Origin of the sequence: Eupransor demetentiae, from assembly GCF_963930865.1 — a bacterium.
GTDB lineage: Bacteria > Bacillota > Bacilli > Lactobacillales > Lactobacillaceae > Eupransor > Eupransor demetentiae.
Genome location: NZ_CAWVOH010000002.1, coordinates 114,943 through 131,268 on the forward strand (window position 1 = coordinate 114,943; position 16,326 = coordinate 131,268).

General features: G+C 48.0%; 18 protein-coding genes. 14 read left to right on the forward strand and 4 right to left on the reverse strand.

The window, feature by feature from the left end:
* Positions 1-150: 150 nt before the first annotated feature.
* Together ABSY64_RS04900 and ABSY64_RS04905 are read right to left on the reverse strand one after the other, a co-directional pair.
* The gene (locus ABSY64_RS04900; protein WP_349641966.1) at positions 151-1,482 is read right to left on the reverse strand and encodes a dihydrolipoyl dehydrogenase family protein; all 1,332 of its coding nucleotides are present in this window, start codon (positions 1,480-1,482) and stop codon (positions 151-153) included.
* A 138-nt stretch (positions 1,483-1,620) separates the two neighbouring features.
* Positions 1,621-2,121: an ECF transporter S component gene (locus tag ABSY64_RS04905; RefSeq protein ID WP_349641967.1), complete on the reverse strand. Its 501-nt coding sequence runs from the start codon at positions 2,119-2,121 to the stop codon at positions 1,621-1,623.
* A 221-nt stretch (positions 2,122-2,342) separates the two neighbouring features.
* On the opposite strand from ABSY64_RS04905, the gene gap reads away from it, so the two are divergent.
* Positions 2,343-3,362: a type I glyceraldehyde-3-phosphate dehydrogenase gene (gene gap, locus ABSY64_RS04910; RefSeq protein ID WP_349641968.1), complete on the forward strand. Its 1,020-nt coding sequence runs from the start codon at positions 2,343-2,345 to the stop codon at positions 3,360-3,362.
* Positions 3,363-3,452: 90 nt separating this feature from the next.
* On the opposite strand, the gene nadE is transcribed toward gap, so the two are convergent.
* Both nadE and ABSY64_RS04920 read right to left on the reverse strand, forming a co-directional pair.
* Positions 3,453-4,274, reverse strand: a complete 822-nt coding sequence (nadE, locus tag ABSY64_RS04915; RefSeq protein ID WP_349641969.1) for an NAD(+) synthase — start codon at positions 4,272-4,274, stop codon at positions 3,453-3,455.
* Positions 4,271-5,734: a nicotinate phosphoribosyltransferase gene (locus ABSY64_RS04920; protein WP_349641970.1), complete on the reverse strand. Its 1,464-nt coding sequence runs from the start codon at positions 5,732-5,734 to the stop codon at positions 4,271-4,273. Before ABSY64_RS04920 ends, nadE begins: the two co-directional genes overlap by 4 nt.
* Before the next feature lie 97 nt (positions 5,735-5,831).
* On the opposite strand from ABSY64_RS04920, the gene ABSY64_RS04925 reads away from it, so the two are divergent.
* The 13 genes from ABSY64_RS04925 (at position 5,832) to ABSY64_RS04985 (ending at position 16,314) form a co-directional block, all read left to right on the forward strand.
* A complete protein-coding gene (locus ABSY64_RS04925; RefSeq protein WP_349641971.1) occupies positions 5,832-6,665 on the forward strand; it encodes a metallophosphoesterase in 834 nt (277 codons plus the stop codon).
* The gene (locus ABSY64_RS04930; RefSeq protein ID WP_349641972.1) at positions 6,665-7,477 is read left to right on the forward strand and encodes a YdcF family protein; all 813 of its coding nucleotides are present in this window, start codon (positions 6,665-6,667) and stop codon (positions 7,475-7,477) included. Before ABSY64_RS04925 ends, ABSY64_RS04930 begins: the two co-directional genes overlap by 1 nt.
* A 205-nt stretch (positions 7,478-7,682) precedes the next feature.
* The gene (fabZ, locus tag ABSY64_RS04935; protein ID WP_349641973.1) at positions 7,683-8,132 is read left to right on the forward strand and encodes a 3-hydroxyacyl-ACP dehydratase FabZ; all 450 of its coding nucleotides are present in this window, start codon (positions 7,683-7,685) and stop codon (positions 8,130-8,132) included.
* Entirely contained in the window at positions 8,125-8,580 is a 456-nt protein-coding gene (locus ABSY64_RS04940; RefSeq protein ID WP_349641974.1) for a MarR family winged helix-turn-helix transcriptional regulator, read from the forward strand. Before fabZ (ABSY64_RS04935) ends, ABSY64_RS04940 begins: the two co-directional genes overlap by 8 nt.
* Before the next feature lie 29 nt (positions 8,581-8,609).
* On the forward strand, positions 8,610-9,584 hold the full coding sequence (locus ABSY64_RS04945; RefSeq protein WP_349641975.1) for a beta-ketoacyl-ACP synthase III: 975 nt from the start codon (positions 8,610-8,612) through the stop codon (positions 9,582-9,584).
* 88 nt (positions 9,585-9,672) lie between these two features.
* Entirely contained in the window at positions 9,673-9,915 is a 243-nt protein-coding gene (locus ABSY64_RS04950) for an acyl carrier protein (protein ID WP_349641976.1), read from the forward strand.
* Positions 9,916-9,964: 49 nt separating this feature from the next.
* Entirely contained in the window at positions 9,965-10,930 is a 966-nt protein-coding gene (locus ABSY64_RS04955; protein ID WP_349641977.1) for a nitronate monooxygenase, read from the forward strand.
* Between the two features lie 14 nt (positions 10,931-10,944).
* Entirely contained in the window at positions 10,945-11,886 is a 942-nt protein-coding gene (locus ABSY64_RS04960; RefSeq protein ID WP_349641978.1) for an ACP S-malonyltransferase, read from the forward strand.
* A 3-nt stretch (positions 11,887-11,889) separates the two neighbouring features.
* Positions 11,890-12,618, forward strand: a complete 729-nt coding sequence (fabG, locus tag ABSY64_RS04965) for a 3-oxoacyl-ACP reductase FabG (protein WP_349641979.1) — start codon at positions 11,890-11,892, stop codon at positions 12,616-12,618.
* Between the two features lie 24 nt (positions 12,619-12,642).
* Positions 12,643-13,902: a beta-ketoacyl-ACP synthase II gene (gene fabF, locus ABSY64_RS04970; protein ID WP_349641980.1), complete on the forward strand. Its 1,260-nt coding sequence runs from the start codon at positions 12,643-12,645 to the stop codon at positions 13,900-13,902.
* Positions 13,903-13,908: 6 nt separating this feature from the next.
* A complete protein-coding gene (gene accB, locus ABSY64_RS04975; RefSeq protein ID WP_349641981.1) occupies positions 13,909-14,436 on the forward strand; it encodes an acetyl-CoA carboxylase biotin carboxyl carrier protein in 528 nt (175 codons plus the stop codon).
* Between the two features lie 50 nt (positions 14,437-14,486).
* Entirely contained in the window at positions 14,487-14,918 is a 432-nt protein-coding gene (gene fabZ, locus ABSY64_RS04980; RefSeq protein ID WP_349641982.1) for a 3-hydroxyacyl-ACP dehydratase FabZ, read from the forward strand.
* 7 nt (positions 14,919-14,925) lie between these two features.
* On the forward strand, positions 14,926-16,314 hold the full coding sequence (locus ABSY64_RS04985) for an acetyl-CoA carboxylase biotin carboxylase subunit (protein WP_349641983.1): 1,389 nt from the start codon (positions 14,926-14,928) through the stop codon (positions 16,312-16,314).
* Positions 16,315-16,326 lie beyond the last annotated feature (12 nt).

The window sequence follows — 16,326 nt, forward strand, 5'->3', positions numbered from 1 at the left end:
CCCTTAAAGCATTAATCAAAAGTCATACTATTTTATCAAAATTTAATCTCTGCCATAGGGATTGTCATCTATGTTTAAGGAAATTTAATGTTGTCTGGACCAATTAAAAAGCACCAAGCCGGTTGGCGTGATGCTTTTGTTTTGACTAAATTATCCCAATTCACCAAAGGCGGAGTAGCCGATTGATGGGAAGATGGTAACCAAACGCTGCAATTGGGCAGGCGTGTAGCCGAATTCGATGGCAGGCAAGAGGGCGTTAATCACGTCTTCTGCGTGTTCTGAAATTTCAGTGGCACCCACTAATTGTTGCTGCTGGTTGTAAATCAAGGTAATGGAACCTTCTGTTTCGTAGTCAACCAAGCGGTACCAGTCGCCCATGACATCCTTTTCGACAATCTTGTAGTCGTCTGGATGAGCCTTGGCTTCTGCGACTGTCACACCGGCTTGCGCAATGCGAGGACTGGTAAAGACAGTCGTGGCAATTGCTGGGTAGTCGATGGCTTTATCGTCACCGTTAAATAGGCCAGCCAAGTACTGTGATTCAAAGGTAGCCGTTGGCGTCAACTTTGGTTGCTTCTTGGCCAAAACATCACCGGCAGCGTAGATGTTGTCGATTGAAGTTTGCAAGTGGTCGTTGACCTGGATACCGTGTTCGTCGTATGCCACACCAATTTCGTCCAAGCCGATACCTTCTGTGTTAGGGACACGTCCAGTAGCGTCCAAAACCCACTTCGTTTGGATGTCGCCGTGGTTGGTCTTTACGAGCAAACCGTCAGACTTTTGCTGAACGCTTTCAGTCTGGGTAGCCTTCTTGAATTCGATACCGTCGGCTTCCATCTTGGCAACCAAGCGGTCGCTGTATTCCTTGCTGAAGGACTTCAAGGCTTGGTCACCACGCATGATAACCGTTACATCGGCACCAGCAGCGTGGGCCATGCTTGCGGATTCCATGGCGATGTAACCAGAACCGATAACGACCATTGATTCAGGCATCTTAGCCAAAGCCAAGAAGTCGCGTGAATCATGCATCAATTCCTTACCTTCGATATCAAGGCGGTGAGAATGCATTCCAGTTGCAATCACAACCTTGTCAGCTGTAACTGTCTTGTCACCAACCTGAATGGTGTGTGGATCCAAGAACTTACCGTCACCGAAAAGATATTCAACACCAGCATCTTCCAACATACCCTGAAGGGCATTTGGCAAACCGTCGATAACGGAGCGCTTGTGGGCCTGGTTTTTTGACCAGTCAATGCTACCGTCGCCAGCAATTACACCATCGGAAGCGCGAATTTGGCGTTGAACTTCAACGGGTGCTTCCAACAAAATCTTGGCGTTGCAACCCCAGTTTGGGCAGGTTCCACCAACTTTTTCTTTTTCAACAAAAGCTACTTTTTTACCTTGTGCAGTCAAAAGAGGAGCACCGTCAAAGGCAGCGTGACCACTTCCTAGGTACAAGACATCGTAATCATAGTTCGTCATAATTCTTCCTCCTATTTCCTTCTTCAATCCAATTATACGCCTGCAGACCAATTCTGTGAAATTCACGAATTAATCTTCAGATAATTCATTATGACAGACTAAAGTTAAAGGAAAATAAAAAAGCCGCAAGCGCGACTTTTACAGGTATTTCGTGATTTCTTTACGGTTTTTGAGGATGGGCATCATGATCAAAGCCACGACTAATCCCATGGCAACTTGTCCCAGATTTCCAAGCATACCACCGACTCCAGCAGCCCAGGAAACGAGAATGGCCCCGGCAAAAACATAGCCGATAATCATGACCAAAGAACCGACCACGAGAGCAAGGACTTGTTGTGGCCAAGGCTTACGGGCGCCAATTTGACCGACAAGGTAGCCTTCCAAGCCATGGATAACTAAGGAAAAGAGCATCCATTCCGGCGCTGAGGCAATGATATCCAGCAACAAACCAGATAGACCACCGACAATCATACCGGAGCGCTTACCGCCCAGCAGGGCAACCAGGAAAATCCCGGCATCCACTGTGCTGACGTAACCACCTGTGGCCGGTGTGGGGATGCGGACGATAAAGGACAAGGCGATGTTGGCTGCTGTGATGACAGCTAAAATCGCCATGCGACGAATTTGGGTTTGGGACATGTCTCTCCACCTCTCTATAATGAAAGAAATTTAATAAAACCTATTGTAGCATGAATCCTTATGAAAGAATGCACAAAGCGGGGCTTTTGAGCCGTTTTTTATTAAAAATCCGGTGCATACCAACTGCGAATTTAAAGCGGGTGGGCTCTTGGTAAAGCTGGGCTATGTGTTATAATATCTGTGTTGACATTTGTCAAAAAATTATTTGGAGGTCTACACACATGACTGTGAAGATTGGTATTAACGGATTCGGTCGTATTGGTCGTTTGGCATTCCGCCGTATCTTGGAATTGGGTGACACAGCTGCTGATGTTGAAGTTGCCGCAATCAACGACTTGACTAGCCCATCAATGTTGGCATACTTGCTTAAGTATGACTCAACTCATGGAACTTTGGATGCTGAAGTTTCAGCTGACGAAACTGGTATCATCGTTAACGGTAAGCACTACACTGTTTACTCAGAACGCGATGCTAAGAACATTCCTTGGGTTAAGAATGATGGTGTTGAATACGTATTGGAAGCTACTGGTTTCTATACTTCAGCCGAAAAGTCACAAGCTCACTTGGATGCCGGTGCTAAGAAGGTTTTGATTTCTGCTCCAGCTGGTGACGTGCCAACTGTTGTTTATGGTGTAAACCAAGACATCTTGAAGCCAGAAGACAAGATTGTTTCTGCTGGTTCATGTACTACTCAATCATTGGCACCAATGGGTAAGGTATTGGTTGACAACTTCGGTGTTGAAATCGGTACTATGACTACTATTCACGCCTTCACTTCAACTCAAATGATCTTGGATGGACCTAAGGGTAAGAAGTTCCGTTCAAACCGTACTGCTTCAGTTAACACTATCCCTCACTCAACTGGTGCTGCCAAGGCTATCGGTCTTGTTGTTCCAGAATTGAAGGGTAAGGTTGACGGGCACGCACAACGTGTTGCCGTAATCGACGGTTCTGTAACTGAATTGACTACTGTTTTGGACAAGAAGGTTACTGCTGACGAAGTTAACGCTGCTATGAAGGCTGCTTCATCAGACTCATTCGGTTACAACGAAGACGAAATCGTTTCATCAGACATCATTGGTGACACTCACGGTACCACTTTCGATGCAACTCAAACTCAAATCATCGAAGCAGGCGACAAGCAATTGGTTAAGACTGTTTCATGGTATGACAACGAATACGGTTTCACTTCAAACATGATCCGTACTTTGTTGCACTTCGCCCACGTTGGTAACAAGTAATTCATACGATCAAGAGAACGCTTTGGCGTTCTTTTTTTGTGACCAAGATTAGGCGCATAAAAAAGCCCTGCTCGTGCAGGGCTTTTTTGATTAGTAGAACCAAGTGTCGTAAATGGTGATTGGTTCGTGGCGCTTTTGCTGAGTGGCCAAGTACATTTCTTCCAGGTGTTGTGCATCGGCAGCGGGGATGTCCTTGCCTTCCAGGTAGTCGTCGATCTTGTCGTAAGTGACGCCCAGGGCGATTTCGTCTGGTAGTTGAGGTCGGTCGTCTTCAAGGTCGGCCGTGGGCACCTTTTCGTATAGATGCTTAGGGGCCTTGAGTTCTTCGAGTAACTGACAGCCCTGGCGCTTGTTCAAACGCCAAAGGGGATTGATGTCAGTTCCGCCGTCACCGTACTTGGTGTAAAAGCCGGCGATGGCTTCGGCGGCATGGTCAGTACCAATTACGACACCGTTGTGCTCGCGAGCCACTGCATATTGAGCAATCATGCGCATCTTAGGCTTGATGGAGCCACGACTCAAGTCGTCCACCTTCAAACCAGCGGTCCGCAAGGAAGCGACCATGGCATCGGTGGCATCCTTGATGTTGGTCGTCACGACTTCATCCGGCTGTATAAAATCGAGGGCTGCTTGCGCATCGTCTTCATCTTTTTGTTCGCCGTAGGGTTGGCGAATGGCAACGAATTGGTAATCTTCCTTCGTTTCATCGCGCAGTTCGCTGATGGCCATTTGGCCGATTTTACCAGCAAGGGTTGAATCCTGACCACCACTGATAGCCAGTACGAGACCGGTGTAGATGCTGTGGGTCAAGTACTGCTTCAAGAAGTCGACTGAGCGACGGACTTCGCTTTTAGGGTTAATTAGGGGCTGAACTTTAAGTTCGGCAATGATTTTTGCTTGTAAAGGTCTCATTTATCCATCTCCTGAACGTCTTTGCGGATTTTGTGAATTAAGTTAATCTTAGCGTCGTAAAGATTCTGCGCGAGGTCAACCGGGTAGGTCTGTGGGTTCAAGATGCGCTTGTATTCATCCCAGAGGGCACCCAGCGACTGCTTCGAGAATTCCTTGATGGCAAAAATATCTGGCAGTTTGTAAACCAGTTCACCATCAACAAAAATGTCGTGCAAAATTGGCTTAGCGACGAAATCCTTGATTGTTTTGGAAATGACCGGATGGTTGGGGTCAAACATGTGCAGTGAGTCCAATTCATTGGGGTCTTCACCGTAGAAGGTTAAGTAGTCACCTTCGGATTTGCCGTCTTCCCGGTCGGTAATGCGCCAAATCTGCTTTCTTCCAGGCGTTGAAATTTTGCCCACGTTGTTGGAGAGCTTGATGGTGCTTTTGCCATTGATGCTGACCATTTTGTAAACCGCACCGAGCGCCGGTTGGTCATAGGCAGTAATTAGCTTGGTACCAATGCCCCAAACATCGATTTTGGCGCCCTGGATTTTGAGGTTCAGGATGGTGTTCTCATCCAAGTCGTTGGAAGCGTAGATTTTAGCGTTAGGGAAACCGGCCTTGTCCAGCATCTTGCGTACTTCCTTAGAGAGGTAAGCCATGTCGCCGGAATCAATGCGGACTCCCTGGAAGTTGATTTTATCGCCAAATTCCTTGGCGACCTTGATGGCGTTGGGCACGCCCGACTTCAAAGTATCAAAGGTATCGACCAAGAAAACGACGTTTTTGTGAGTGGAAGCGTAGGCATGAAAGGCGGCGTAGTCGTCGCCATAAGCCTGCACTAGGGCATGGGCGTGCGTTCCCGCAATTGGAATGTTGAAGAGCTTTCCGGCTCGGACGTTAGAAGTAGCATCAAAACCAGCAATAAAGGCGGCGCGGGTTCCCCAAAGGGCGGCATCCAATTCTTGTGCCCGGCGGGTTCCAAATTCCATCAGCGGTTGGCCGGTCGTCACGCTGGCAATTCGGGCAGCCTTGGTGGCAATCAAGGTTTGGAAGTTGATCACGTTGAGCAGCAAAGTTTCAAGCAATTGGGCATCAACCAAAGGACCATCAACCTGTAAAAGTGGTTCGTTGTTAAACATCACTTCACCTTCGCGGGCGGCACGAATCGTGGCTTTGAGGCGCCAGTTTTTCAGATAGGCTAGGAAATCATCGTCGTAGAGGTCCAAGGACTTTAGATAGGCGATGTCGTCGTCGCTAAAGTGGAACTTTTCCAAGATGGTGACAATTCGTTCCAGTCCACCAAAAATGGCGTAACCGTTGTGGAAAGGCATTTTCCGGAAATAGGCTTCAAAGACCACGGGGGTCTGGTCAATTCCTTGCTTCCAGTAGGTGTAAATCATATTAATTTGGTAGGCATCCGTGTGGAGTGCCAGGGAATCATCTGCGTACAAAATAAAGTCCTCCACGGCCATTATAGCAATAAATGGAAAATGAAATGTGGCCGACTATGCCGCCTTGCCGCTGCGGTAAAAATGCTATACTAGACCAAATAAGAAAGGGGAGTGAGCCATGAAAGTCGCATTTTCATCGGATAATCATTTTGACTTAAATAAAGTTGACTTAGCGGACGTTCTGCCACGCCAGGCCGATTACCTGCTGGAACTGGGCCTTGATGCCTACATTATCAACGGCGACCTTTTCAATGACTTTAACCGCTCCTTGAAATATGCTCGGCAATTGCAGGAAGCTGTTGGGAATAATTTGGCCATTCGTTTCCTGGCGGGTAATCATGACATGGGTTCGGGCGTAACTTACGAAGAGTTGGAAAGTGACCTGGATCCCCTTTACTTCCATCATAAAAGCCTTGATTTGGGGAACTACCGTATCCTCGGAAACAACGGTTGGTACGATTATGCCTTTGACGAGGGCCGCCATCCGATGACGGAAATCGAACGCTTTAAGCATGAATTTTGGTACGACCGACGGATTGAACAGCCAATGTCGGACCCCGAACGAATGGCACTTGCGGCTAACCAGGTTGCCGAACAGATTAAGGCGGCCGGTCAGCGCAAAACTATTTTGGTCAATCACTTCGTGCCCAAAATCGACTTCATCCGTGCCATTCCAAACCGTAATACCCGCTTTGAAATCCTAAACGCCTTTCTCGGCAGCCCACGGTTTGGTGATTTAGCGCAGGCCAATCAAGTTCAGGCCGTTATCTTTGGGCATTTGCACCGCCATCCTAAGCCCTTAAGTGCTGGCAAAACGACCTATTATAGCGCAGCGGTCGGCTACAACACGCACCGCGTTCATGAATGGACGGGGACGGACTTCTTCAAAGAATGGCAAGAGCGGCTGGTTGTCCTGGATGATCAAAATTTGGCAGAGGCAGGTGAGGCGTGATGACTGTGTTCTTACTCATCTTTCTTGGCTTAAGTTCCGCCCTGGTACTGAGTCTGGCTTATTTATCCTGGGGAATCTGGATTCGTCTACGGATGCGGCCGATGACCCTTGTCCTGGCGCTTTTCCTTTTGCTTGTCGTGCTGTATTCCTGGCTTGGTTTGCTTTGGCCCTTGATGGGAATCTTTACTGCAGTTTGGTCTGGCTCGCTCTTTGTCTTGTTTCTGTTGGACCTGACCTGGCTTTTAACCCTATCAGCAATGGCGATTTATAAGTTGCGCCATGAAAAAGCTCCGCAAGCCGATTACATTATCGTGCTGGGAGCCTACCTGCGTGATGGCCATCGAGTTGGACCGGTCTTGGCGGGGCGGATTAACGCGGCCATGCAAACCGCTCTTGCACAAGAATCAAAACCGACGGTGATTTTTGCTGGTGGGCAGGGCTTTGACGAGTCCTTACCAGAAGGGCAGGCCATGCGGGACTATGCTGGTCAGCATTATGAATACCCAGTGAACAAGCTCCTAGCCGAAACGAAAAGCCGCAATACCTATCAAAATTTGATCTATAGCCAGCAAATGATGCAGGCCCCTGAACAAATTCTAATTTTCACTTCGGATTATCATGTGTTGCGGGCGGCCTTTCTCGCTCATCGAGTGGGCGTTAAGGCTCAGGTTTACGGTGGCAAGACAACTTTGCGGGTCCGTTGGCGAGGTCGTTTGCGCGAATATTTAGCCTTTTTGAACCTTTACCAAAAAACTGTGATTGCTCTTATCGCAGGCATCTACATCCTAAGCTTATTGATTGATTTAATTTAGGCGCAATACTATAGGAAGAAAAGATCAGAAAGTGGTCTTTTTTCTTTGCCAATATTACAGTAATGTTACAAAAATAAGCGAGTGTGATACAATGGCAAAGGATTGTTTCTACTTTGAGATAGTTTGACAGTCGAAATATATGGTGCTAAGCTATCATAGTATCTTTGGTGGCAGATGGCCGCCATACATGAAGGAAGGACCTAAGATGCCAGTTTTAACAACGACCGAAATTATGGATTTAATTCCTAACCGTTATCCAATTATTTATATGGATTACGTGGAAGAAATGACGCCGGACGAATCGATCACCGCCGTAAAGAACGTGACGATCAACGAACAATTTTTCCAAGGACATTTCCCTGGTAACCCAGTGATGCCCGGTGTATTGATTATCGAGTCTTTGGCGCAGGCCGCTTCAATTTTGATTTTGTCTTCCCCACAGTTCAAGGGTAAGACGGCTTATATGACTGGTATTGATGATGCCAAGTTCAAGAAGATGGTTGTGCCAGGGGATGTTTTGAAGCTCCACGCCACTTTCGGTAAGCTCCGCGCCAACATGGGTTCAGTTATTGTTGAAGCCAAGGTTGATGGCAAGGTTGCTACGTCTGCCGAATTGATGTTTGTGGTTGCCCCTGACGAAGAAAAAAATGCCTGAAACAATTAATTTTGACCACACGAACGATGAGTTGGTCGAAGCTTTTACCAATGTGATGTGGGTGGAAGAAAGTGCCCTGCGCAACGGTCCCTTTTCGGATTTAACCGTTAAGGAAGTTCATACGGTTGATGCGATTTCAATGTATGAAGAGAAGAGTGCATCACAAGTAGCCAAAATTGTTCACTTAACGCCTTCGGCCATGACAACGGCCATCGACCGCTTGGTTGATAAGGGTTATGTCGAACGTCGCCGTTCATTGAACGACCGCCGCGTGGTGAAGCTCGGTTTGACACACAAGGGTCGTGTGGTTTATCGTGCCCATCAAGCCTTTCACCGCGGCGTTACCCATTCGCTTTTCAAAGGAACGGATAATGCGCAAGCTTTGGTCTTGGTGGATGCCATTCATAATTTGAAAGAATATTTAAAGTCATTAATCAGCGCACAGTGATGTGCTGGTGAGAAAGGTTGGTTGCTGGTTTGGAACAGATTAAGATTCTTGCCACTGCTAAACAAGTACCAGAACGCGTGGTTTCCAACGACGAACTTAGCGGTTTGATGGAAACCAGCGACGAATGGATTTATCCCCGTACTGGGATTCATAACCGTCACGTTGTCACGGATGAAAATACATCTGATTTGGCAACCGGCGTTGCTAAAAAGCTCTTGGATGAAGCGGGTTGGTCAGCAGATGAATTGGACTTCATCATCGTTTCAACCATGTCACCCGACGGTTTGTCACCCCACACGGCAGCCATTGTCCAGGGCAACATCCATGCGGCAAACGCTTTCGCCTTTGACTTGAACGCCGCCTGCTCAGGCTTCGTTTATGGTTTGTCAGCCGCTTCAGCCTTTTTGGCTTCAGGCCGCTACAAGAAGGGGATGTTCATTGGAGCCGAAGTGCTTTCCAAGTTAGTTGATTGGAAGGACCGTACGGTTTCAGTCCTCTTCGGCGATGGTGCCGGCGGTGTCTTACTGGAAAAGACGGACGAACCTGTTGGTTTGATTGCTGAAGAATTACAGTCCTACGGCGAAATGGGTGATGCCATTTTGACGGGCCGTTTTGCCAATAAGAATGCCTTTGCAGGTGAAATTTCACCGCTTGATCCTTACTTCCACCAGGATGGCCGCGCCGTTTATGGATTTGCCACCCGGGAAGTGCCTAAAGTCATGAACAAGGCTTTGGAAAAGGCTGGTTTGACGGCGGACGATGTTGATTTTTATATCGCCCATCAAGCCAACCATCGTATTATCGAGTCAATGGCGAAGAACTTTGGTCAGTCGATGGATAAGTTCCCAACCAATATGGAGGAGTATGGTAATACTTCTGCCGCTTCACCGGCCATTCTGCTTGACGAAATGGTCAAAGCCGGCCAAATTAAGCCCGGCATGAAGGTTGCTTTTGTCGGCTTCGGTGGCGGTTTGGCCATCGGGGTTCAAATCTGGCAGCTTTAATTAATTAATGGATTTAACTGCGGTGTAGTAGGCTGCACCGTAAAAATCAAACGTATACGTCGTTATCACTATGCATAGGAGAAATAAAATGACTAACGAAGAAATTTTTAACAAAGTAAAGGACATCTTGGTTGACCAGTTCGACTTGGATGACTCAGAAGTAAAGATGGACACGAACTTGACTGACGACATCGATGCCGATTCATTGGACTTGTTCGAAGTTTTGAACCGTGTCGAAGATGACTTTGACATCAAGTTGGATGTTGCTGAAGACATCAAGACTGTTTCTGACTTGGTAAACAAGATCCAGGAACAAGTTGACAAGAAGTAATTTGTTTTAAGCGGTTTAACGCCGCGTACATAAGAAAGGTAGAAGACTGATGACTGTTAAAATTGAAAATCCTATTTTTGATAAGTTGGGCCTCAAGTACCCTATCGTTGAAGGTGGTATGACTTGGGCCGGAACAGGTGCTTTGGCCGCCGCCGTTTCAGAAGCTGGTGGTTTGGGCTTCATCGGAACTGGCTACTGGCATGGCGATGATGTTCGTAAGGAAATTAAGCGTGCAAAGGCTTTGACTGACAAGCCTTTCGGGGTCAACGTCATGTTGCTTTCGCGTCACATTCGCGAAGTCTTTGACGTCATCATTGAAGAGGGTGTTAAGGTCGTGGCCACTGGTGCCGGCGATCCATCACCATTCTTGGATGAACTACACGCCGCTGGTATCGTTGTTATGCCAGTTGTCCCATCTGCCTCAATGGCTCGCATGATGGAACGTAAGGGTGTCGATGCCGTTATCGCCGAAGGTATGGAATCTGGTGGTCACATTGGCCGTATGACGACCATGGCCTTGATTCCACAGGTTGTTGATGCGGTTAACATTCCAGTTATCGCTGCTGGTGGAATTGGTGATGGCCGCGGAGTTGCCGCTGCCTTCATGCTTGGTGCTTCGGGCGTGCAAATGGGAACTCGTTTCTTGACTGCCGCTGAATCTGAAATTCATGAAAACTTCAAGAAGAAGGTCTTGAAGGCCAAGGACATCGATACCATCGTTACTGGTGAGATCACTGGTAACCGTGCCCGCGTTTTGAAGAACAAGATGGCTAAGGAATTCGTGAAGAACGAAGTTAACGAAATCCAAAAGCCCGCTCCTGACTACGAAACCTTGGAAAAGTTGGAATCTGGTACTTTGAAGGCTGCCGTTAAGGAAGGCGACAAGGACCACGGTGCCTTCATGGCTGGTCAAATCTCTGGTTTGATTAACGATGAAAAGCCAGTTAAGGAAATTTTGGCTGACATTTGGGAACAAGCCACTGATTTGATGGGAATTCCGAACACGACGAAGTAAGAGGAGTTAGTACGGTGAAAGTTGGATTGTTATTTTCTGGGCAGGGTGCTCAGCAAGTAGATATGGGAATGGACCTTTACGATGCGCTTCCTGCCTATAAGGAACGCATTGACCAGGCCTCTCAAGTTCTGGGTTATGACTTAACAGAAGTTATGACCGACGAAGTAAAGATTAAGCAAACTGAATTTGCTCAACCTGCCATCGTGGCAATGAGCTTGGGCATCTTGGCTGCGCTTGGGGATGCCTTGCCAAAGCCAACGGCTGCCCTTGGTTTGTCCCTTGGTGAATACAGCGCTTTGACTGCTGCTGGTGCCATGGACTTTGACCAAGTGATTGCGATTCTGAAGGATCGTGGCCACTACATGCAGGCCGTCGGGGACAAGAATCCCGGTAAGATGGTCGCTGTCATGGGTGATGACCAGGACTTAATCGTTCGGGTCTTTAAGGAATGCCAGGACAAAGGTTTGCAGGTTTGGCCCGCCAACTTTAACACCTTTTCACAACTCGTTATCGGTGGGGTAACCGCCGATGTGGAAGAAGCTGTCGGCGAATTGCTCGCCGCAGGTATCAAGCGGACAATCGATTTGCCCGTTACTGGTGCCTTCCACACCCCCCTCTTGAATGAAGCTGCCGAGCAACTAGGCAGCCGCTTATCAAGTGAAAAGTTCAACAATTTGGACTATCTTGTTTACTCAAACACGACTGCAAAGCCATTTGAGAGCCAAGAAATTAAAGAAGTTTTGACCAAGCAAATTGTTTCGCCAACCTATTTCGCGCAGGACTTGCAACAAATGGTTGATGCTGGTGTCGATACTTTGATCGAAATCGGTCCGGGTAAGACCTTGACGAAGTTCGCCAAGAAGATTGCCCCTAAGGAAATCGAACGATTGAACATCGGTGACTTGACTAGCTTTGAAGAAACAAAAGCCTTCCTAGAAGACGCTGCGAAAGGATAATACATGGATTTTAGCAAGCAAACCGTAATGGTAACTGGCTCATCACGTGGAATTGGTTTAGCTATTGCCCACGCCTTTGATGATTTGGGTGCCCGCCTCGTGCTACACGCCCGCTCAGCAATTAAGCCCGAAGTGGTTGCTTCATTTAAGCAGGAACCTTTGACTTTGCAATTTGACATTGCTGATGCACAAGCGGCCGAAGCGGCCCTCAAGGACCTCTACAAGCAAGAAGGTTTTGAAGGGATCGACGTTTTGGTTAACAACGCCGGGATTACGAAGGATCAAATCGCCATCGGGATGAAGCCGGAAGACTTCGCCGCCGTGGTGAACACGAACTTGAACGGGACCTTTAACGTTACGCAACCTGTTTTCAAGAAGATGCTCCGTCAAAAGCACGGGGCTATCATCAACATGTCATCGGTCATCGGTGAAATGGGAAACATTGGTCAGGTTAACTATGCAGCTTCTAAGGCTGGTTTGTTCGGTTTGACCAAGACCTTGGCCAAAGAAGGTGCTCGCAAGAACATCCGCGTAAACGCCATCGCGCCTGGAATGATTGTTTCGGACATGACCGATGCCTTGAGCGACGAAGTGAAGGATAACATCTTGAAGAGTGTTCCGCTTAAGCGTTTTGGAAAGCCGGAAGATGTAGCCAACGTGGCAGTTTTCTTGGCCCAGAACGATTATATTACTGGTCAAACCATCACCATTGATGGCGGTTTGCACATTTAAGCAGATAGTAGAAAGGAAGTAATGATGACACGCGTTGTAATTACTGGAATGGGTGCAATTGCACCGAACGGAAATGATACCAAGGCTTTCTTGGATGCAATTTTTGACAGCAAGATTGGCATTAAGCCAATCACGAAGTTTGATGCCAGCGAAACTGGTATCACGGTTGCCGGACAGGTTGATGGTTTCGACCCAGCCGAACGTGTTGGTAAGCGTGACGCCCGTAAGTTGGATTTGTTCTCACAGTACGCCATCGACGCAGCTACTCAAGCCATGGAACAAGCTGGTTTGATGCCTGAAGAAGGTTCTGACGAAAAGTCAAAGGTTAAGAACCCCAACCGTTTCGGCGTTATCTTGGGTAACGGTATCGGTGGTTTGACCACGATGCAAGAACAAATCATCAAGATGCACGACAAGGGACCACAACGTGTGTCACCACTTTTCGTTCCTGAAGCTATCCCAAACATGGTTTCTGGAAACGTTTCATTGCGTTTCGGTGCTAAGGGTACCAACATGACCATCGTTACGGCCTGTGCTTCAGCTACTAACGCAATTGGGGAAGCCTTCTGGCGAATCGAATCTGGTAAGGAAGATGTTGTTTTGACTGGTGGTTCTGAAGCCGCAGTTAACGAAATCGGAATTGCCGGTTTCGCCGCTTTGACTGCTTTGTCAAAGGAAACTGATCCTAAGCAAGCTTCAAAGCCTTTCGACAAGAACCGTCACGGTTTCGTCTTGGGTGAAGGTTCAGGACTCTTGGTGATGGAATCATTGGAACACGCCCAAGCGCGTGGGGCCAAGATTTTGGCTGAAATCGTAGGTTACGGTGCAACTGCCGATGCTTACCACATGACTTCGCCAGCTCCTACTGGTGAAGGAGTTATCCGCGCCTTCGAAGAAGCTTTGGAAGATGCTGACCTTAAGCCAGAACAGATTTCATACATCAACGCCCACGGAACTGCTACTGGAGCCAACGATTCAGGTGAAGCAGAAGCGATTGCCAAGGTCTTTGGCGAAAACTCCGTGCTGGTTTCATCAACCAAGGGTATGACTGGTCACTTGCTTGGTGCCGCTGGTGCCATTGAAGCCGTTGCTTCAGTTGGGGCAATCGACCGCGGTCAGTTGCCAGTTAACGTTGGTTTTGACGAACCTGACGAACACACGAAGAAGGTAAACTTGGTTAACGATAGCAACAAGAACCAAGCACCAGAATACGTTATGAGCGCCAACTACGGTTTCGGTGGTCACAACGCCGCAATTATCTTTAAGAAATGGGATGGAGAATAATCAACAATGGATTTGAATATCAATGAAATTCGCGAATTAATGGCAGATCTTGAAAAGAGCACCCTTCGGGACGTTGCCATTCAAGATGGAGAATTTTCTTTACATCTTTCCAAGAATGAAAACACTGCTGCGCCAGCACCAGTAGCCGCTGCCCCTGCAGCTGCCGCTCCTTCTGCTGCGCCAGCACCAGTAGCCGCTGCCCCTGCAGCTGCCGCTCCTTCTGCTGCGCCAGTAGCTCCTGCAGCCAACACCGCTGCACCAGCAGCACCTGCTGCTAAGCCAGCCGCAGCCGCCGGTGTTGAAATCAAGGCCCCAATGGTCGGTACAGTTTACTTGCAACCCAAGCCAGATCAACCCAACTTCAAGAATGTTGGTGACCCGGTCAAGAAGGGTGAAACTGTGGCCATCATTGAAGCTATGAAGTTGATGACTGAAATTAAGTCAGATGTTACTGGAACCATTGCTGAAATTTTGGTTTCAAACGAAGAAGTGGTCGACTTTGACAAGCCACTTTACCGTGTAACGACTGATTAATACCATGTTTGGCGCAAGCCAAACGTACATACCAAAAAGGAGAAACTGCAATGAGTGTGTATAACAGCCAAGAAATTCAGGAAATTTTGCCCCACCGCTACCCAATGTTAATGTTGGATACGGTTGAAGAATTGGTTCCCGGTGAACGCTGCGTGGCCATCAAGAATATCTCAATTAACGAAGAGATTTTCCAGGGACATTTCCCAGGTAACCCAACTTTCCCAGGAGCTTTGACCGTTGAAGCTTTGGCCCAAGCTGGTGCCGTTGCTTTGCTTTCAATGCCTGAATTCAAGGGTAAGACCGCTTATTTCGGTGGCATTAAGAAGGCCCGTTACCGCAAGATGGTTCGCCCCGGCGACCAATTGAAGCTTGAAGTAACTTTGGATCGTTTGCGTGGCCCTGTCGGAAGCGGTAAGGGAATCGCATGGGTAAATGGTAAAAAAGCAACCACGGCCGAATTGACCTTTATTGTTGGAGACTAAATCAAAAATGTTTAAAAAAGTATTGGTAGCAAACCGTGGTGAAATCGCCGTGCGCATTATCCGTTCCTTGAAGGAAATGGGAATTGCCACTGTTGCGATTTACTCGACGGCTGATAAGGACAGTCTACATGTGTCGATTGCCGACGAAGCCATCTGTGTGGGTGGCCCCAAACCAACTGATTCTTATTTGAATATGAAAAACGTGCTTTCTGCCGCCCTTTTGACCGGGGCAGAAGCCATTCACCCGGGTTATGGATTCCTTTCCGAAAACTCACTCTTTGCTGACATGGTCGGTGAAGTGGGCATTAAGTGGATTGGGCCTCGTCCCGAAACCATCGATTTGATGGGAAACAAGGAACACGCCCGCGAGGAAATGCGTAAGGCCAATGTGCCGGTTATCCCCGGTTCTGAAGGCTACATCCACAGTGCTGACGAAGCCAAGAAGGTCGCTGATGAAATCGGGTACCCAATCTTGTTGAAGGCCGCTTCTGGTGGTGGAGGCCGAGGCATGCGTTTCGTCTTTACTCCGGATGAATTGGCTGACAAGTTCGACAATGCGCAGAGTGAAGCGCGCATCGCCTACGGCGACGAACACATGTATGTCGAAAAGGTCATGACCCACGTTCGCCACATCGAAATGCAGGTTTTGCGTGATCAAGCCGGACACGTTCTTTGTTTGCCAGAACGTAACTGTTCTTTGCAGCGTCGTAACCAAAAGGTGATGGAAGAATCTCCTGCCGCTTCGGTTACGCCGGAAATGCGTGAAGAATTGATGGACATCGTGACCAAGGCCGTCAATGCCATCGATTACGAAAACACTGGAACCATCGAATTCTTGCAGGACCAAGAAGGTAAGTTCTACTTCATGGAAATGAATACTCGTTTGCAGGTGGAACATACGGTTACTGAAATGGTCACTGGTTTGGACTTGGTCCGCTTGCAGGTCATGGTTGCCGCTGGTGAAGACTTGCCTCTTGCCCAAAAGGACATGAAGATGATGGGACACGCCGTTGAAATGCGTGTTAACGCTGAAAAGACGGAAATGAACTTCGCCCCATCAGCTGGTAAGGTCGACTTCGTTTACCTACCAATCGGTGGGCCTGGCGTGCGTATTGATTCAGCTCTCTACTCGGGTGATACAATCCAGCCATTCTACGATTCAATGATTGCCAAGTTGGTGGCCCACGACGAAACTCGTCGCGAAGCCTTGACCAAGTTGGAACGCATGGTTGATGAAACCCAAGTCGTTGGTGTTTCAACGAGTCAACCATTCCAGAAGGCGCTTTTGTTGGACGAAAACGTCCTCAATGACCGCTTTGATACGAAGTACTTGGAAGATAATTTCTTGCCCCGCTGGGAAAAGGAAATCTCTGAGGACGCTGAACAAGCTGATTAAGAAGTTTAATGA

What these genes read in the sequence shown, in the direction of transcription:
- ABSY64_RS04955 (WP_349641977.1), top strand. Translation starts at nt 9,965, where the DNA reads ATGACTGTTAAAATTGAAAATCCTATTTTTGATAAGTTGGGCCTCAAG.
- fabF (WP_349641980.1), top strand. Translation starts at nt 12,643, where the DNA reads ATGACACGCGTTGTAATTACTGGAATGGGTGCAATTGCACCGAACGGA.
- ABSY64_RS04920 (WP_349641970.1), bottom strand. Translation starts at nt 5,734, where the DNA reads ATGGCCGTGGAGGACTTTATTTTGTACGCAGATGATTCCCTGGCACTC.
- gap (WP_349641968.1), top strand. Translation starts at nt 2,343, where the DNA reads ATGACTGTGAAGATTGGTATTAACGGATTCGGTCGTATTGGTCGTTTG.
- ABSY64_RS04900 (WP_349641966.1), bottom strand. Translation starts at nt 1,482, where the DNA reads ATGACGAACTATGATTACGATGTCTTGTACCTAGGAAGTGGTCACGCT.
- ABSY64_RS04940 (WP_349641974.1), top strand. Translation starts at nt 8,125, where the DNA reads ATGCCTGAAACAATTAATTTTGACCACACGAACGATGAGTTGGTCGAA.
- fabZ (WP_349641982.1), top strand. Translation starts at nt 14,487, where the DNA reads ATGAGTGTGTATAACAGCCAAGAAATTCAGGAAATTTTGCCCCACCGC.
- nadE (WP_349641969.1), bottom strand. Translation starts at nt 4,274, where the DNA reads ATGAGACCTTTACAAGCAAAAATCATTGCCGAACTTAAAGTTCAGCCC.
- ABSY64_RS04905 (WP_349641967.1), bottom strand. Translation starts at nt 2,121, where the DNA reads ATGTCCCAAACCCAAATTCGTCGCATGGCGATTTTAGCTGTCATCACA.
- fabG (WP_349641979.1), top strand. Translation starts at nt 11,890, where the DNA reads ATGGATTTTAGCAAGCAAACCGTAATGGTAACTGGCTCATCACGTGGA.
- ABSY64_RS04925 (WP_349641971.1), top strand. Translation starts at nt 5,832, where the DNA reads ATGAAAGTCGCATTTTCATCGGATAATCATTTTGACTTAAATAAAGTT.
- fabZ (WP_349641973.1), top strand. Translation starts at nt 7,683, where the DNA reads ATGCCAGTTTTAACAACGACCGAAATTATGGATTTAATTCCTAACCGT.
- ABSY64_RS04950 (WP_349641976.1), top strand. Translation starts at nt 9,673, where the DNA reads ATGACTAACGAAGAAATTTTTAACAAAGTAAAGGACATCTTGGTTGAC.
- accB (WP_349641981.1), top strand. Translation starts at nt 13,909, where the DNA reads ATGGATTTGAATATCAATGAAATTCGCGAATTAATGGCAGATCTTGAA.
- ABSY64_RS04930 (WP_349641972.1), top strand. Translation starts at nt 6,665, where the DNA reads ATGACTGTGTTCTTACTCATCTTTCTTGGCTTAAGTTCCGCCCTGGTA.
- ABSY64_RS04985 (WP_349641983.1), top strand. Translation starts at nt 14,926, where the DNA reads ATGTTTAAAAAAGTATTGGTAGCAAACCGTGGTGAAATCGCCGTGCGC.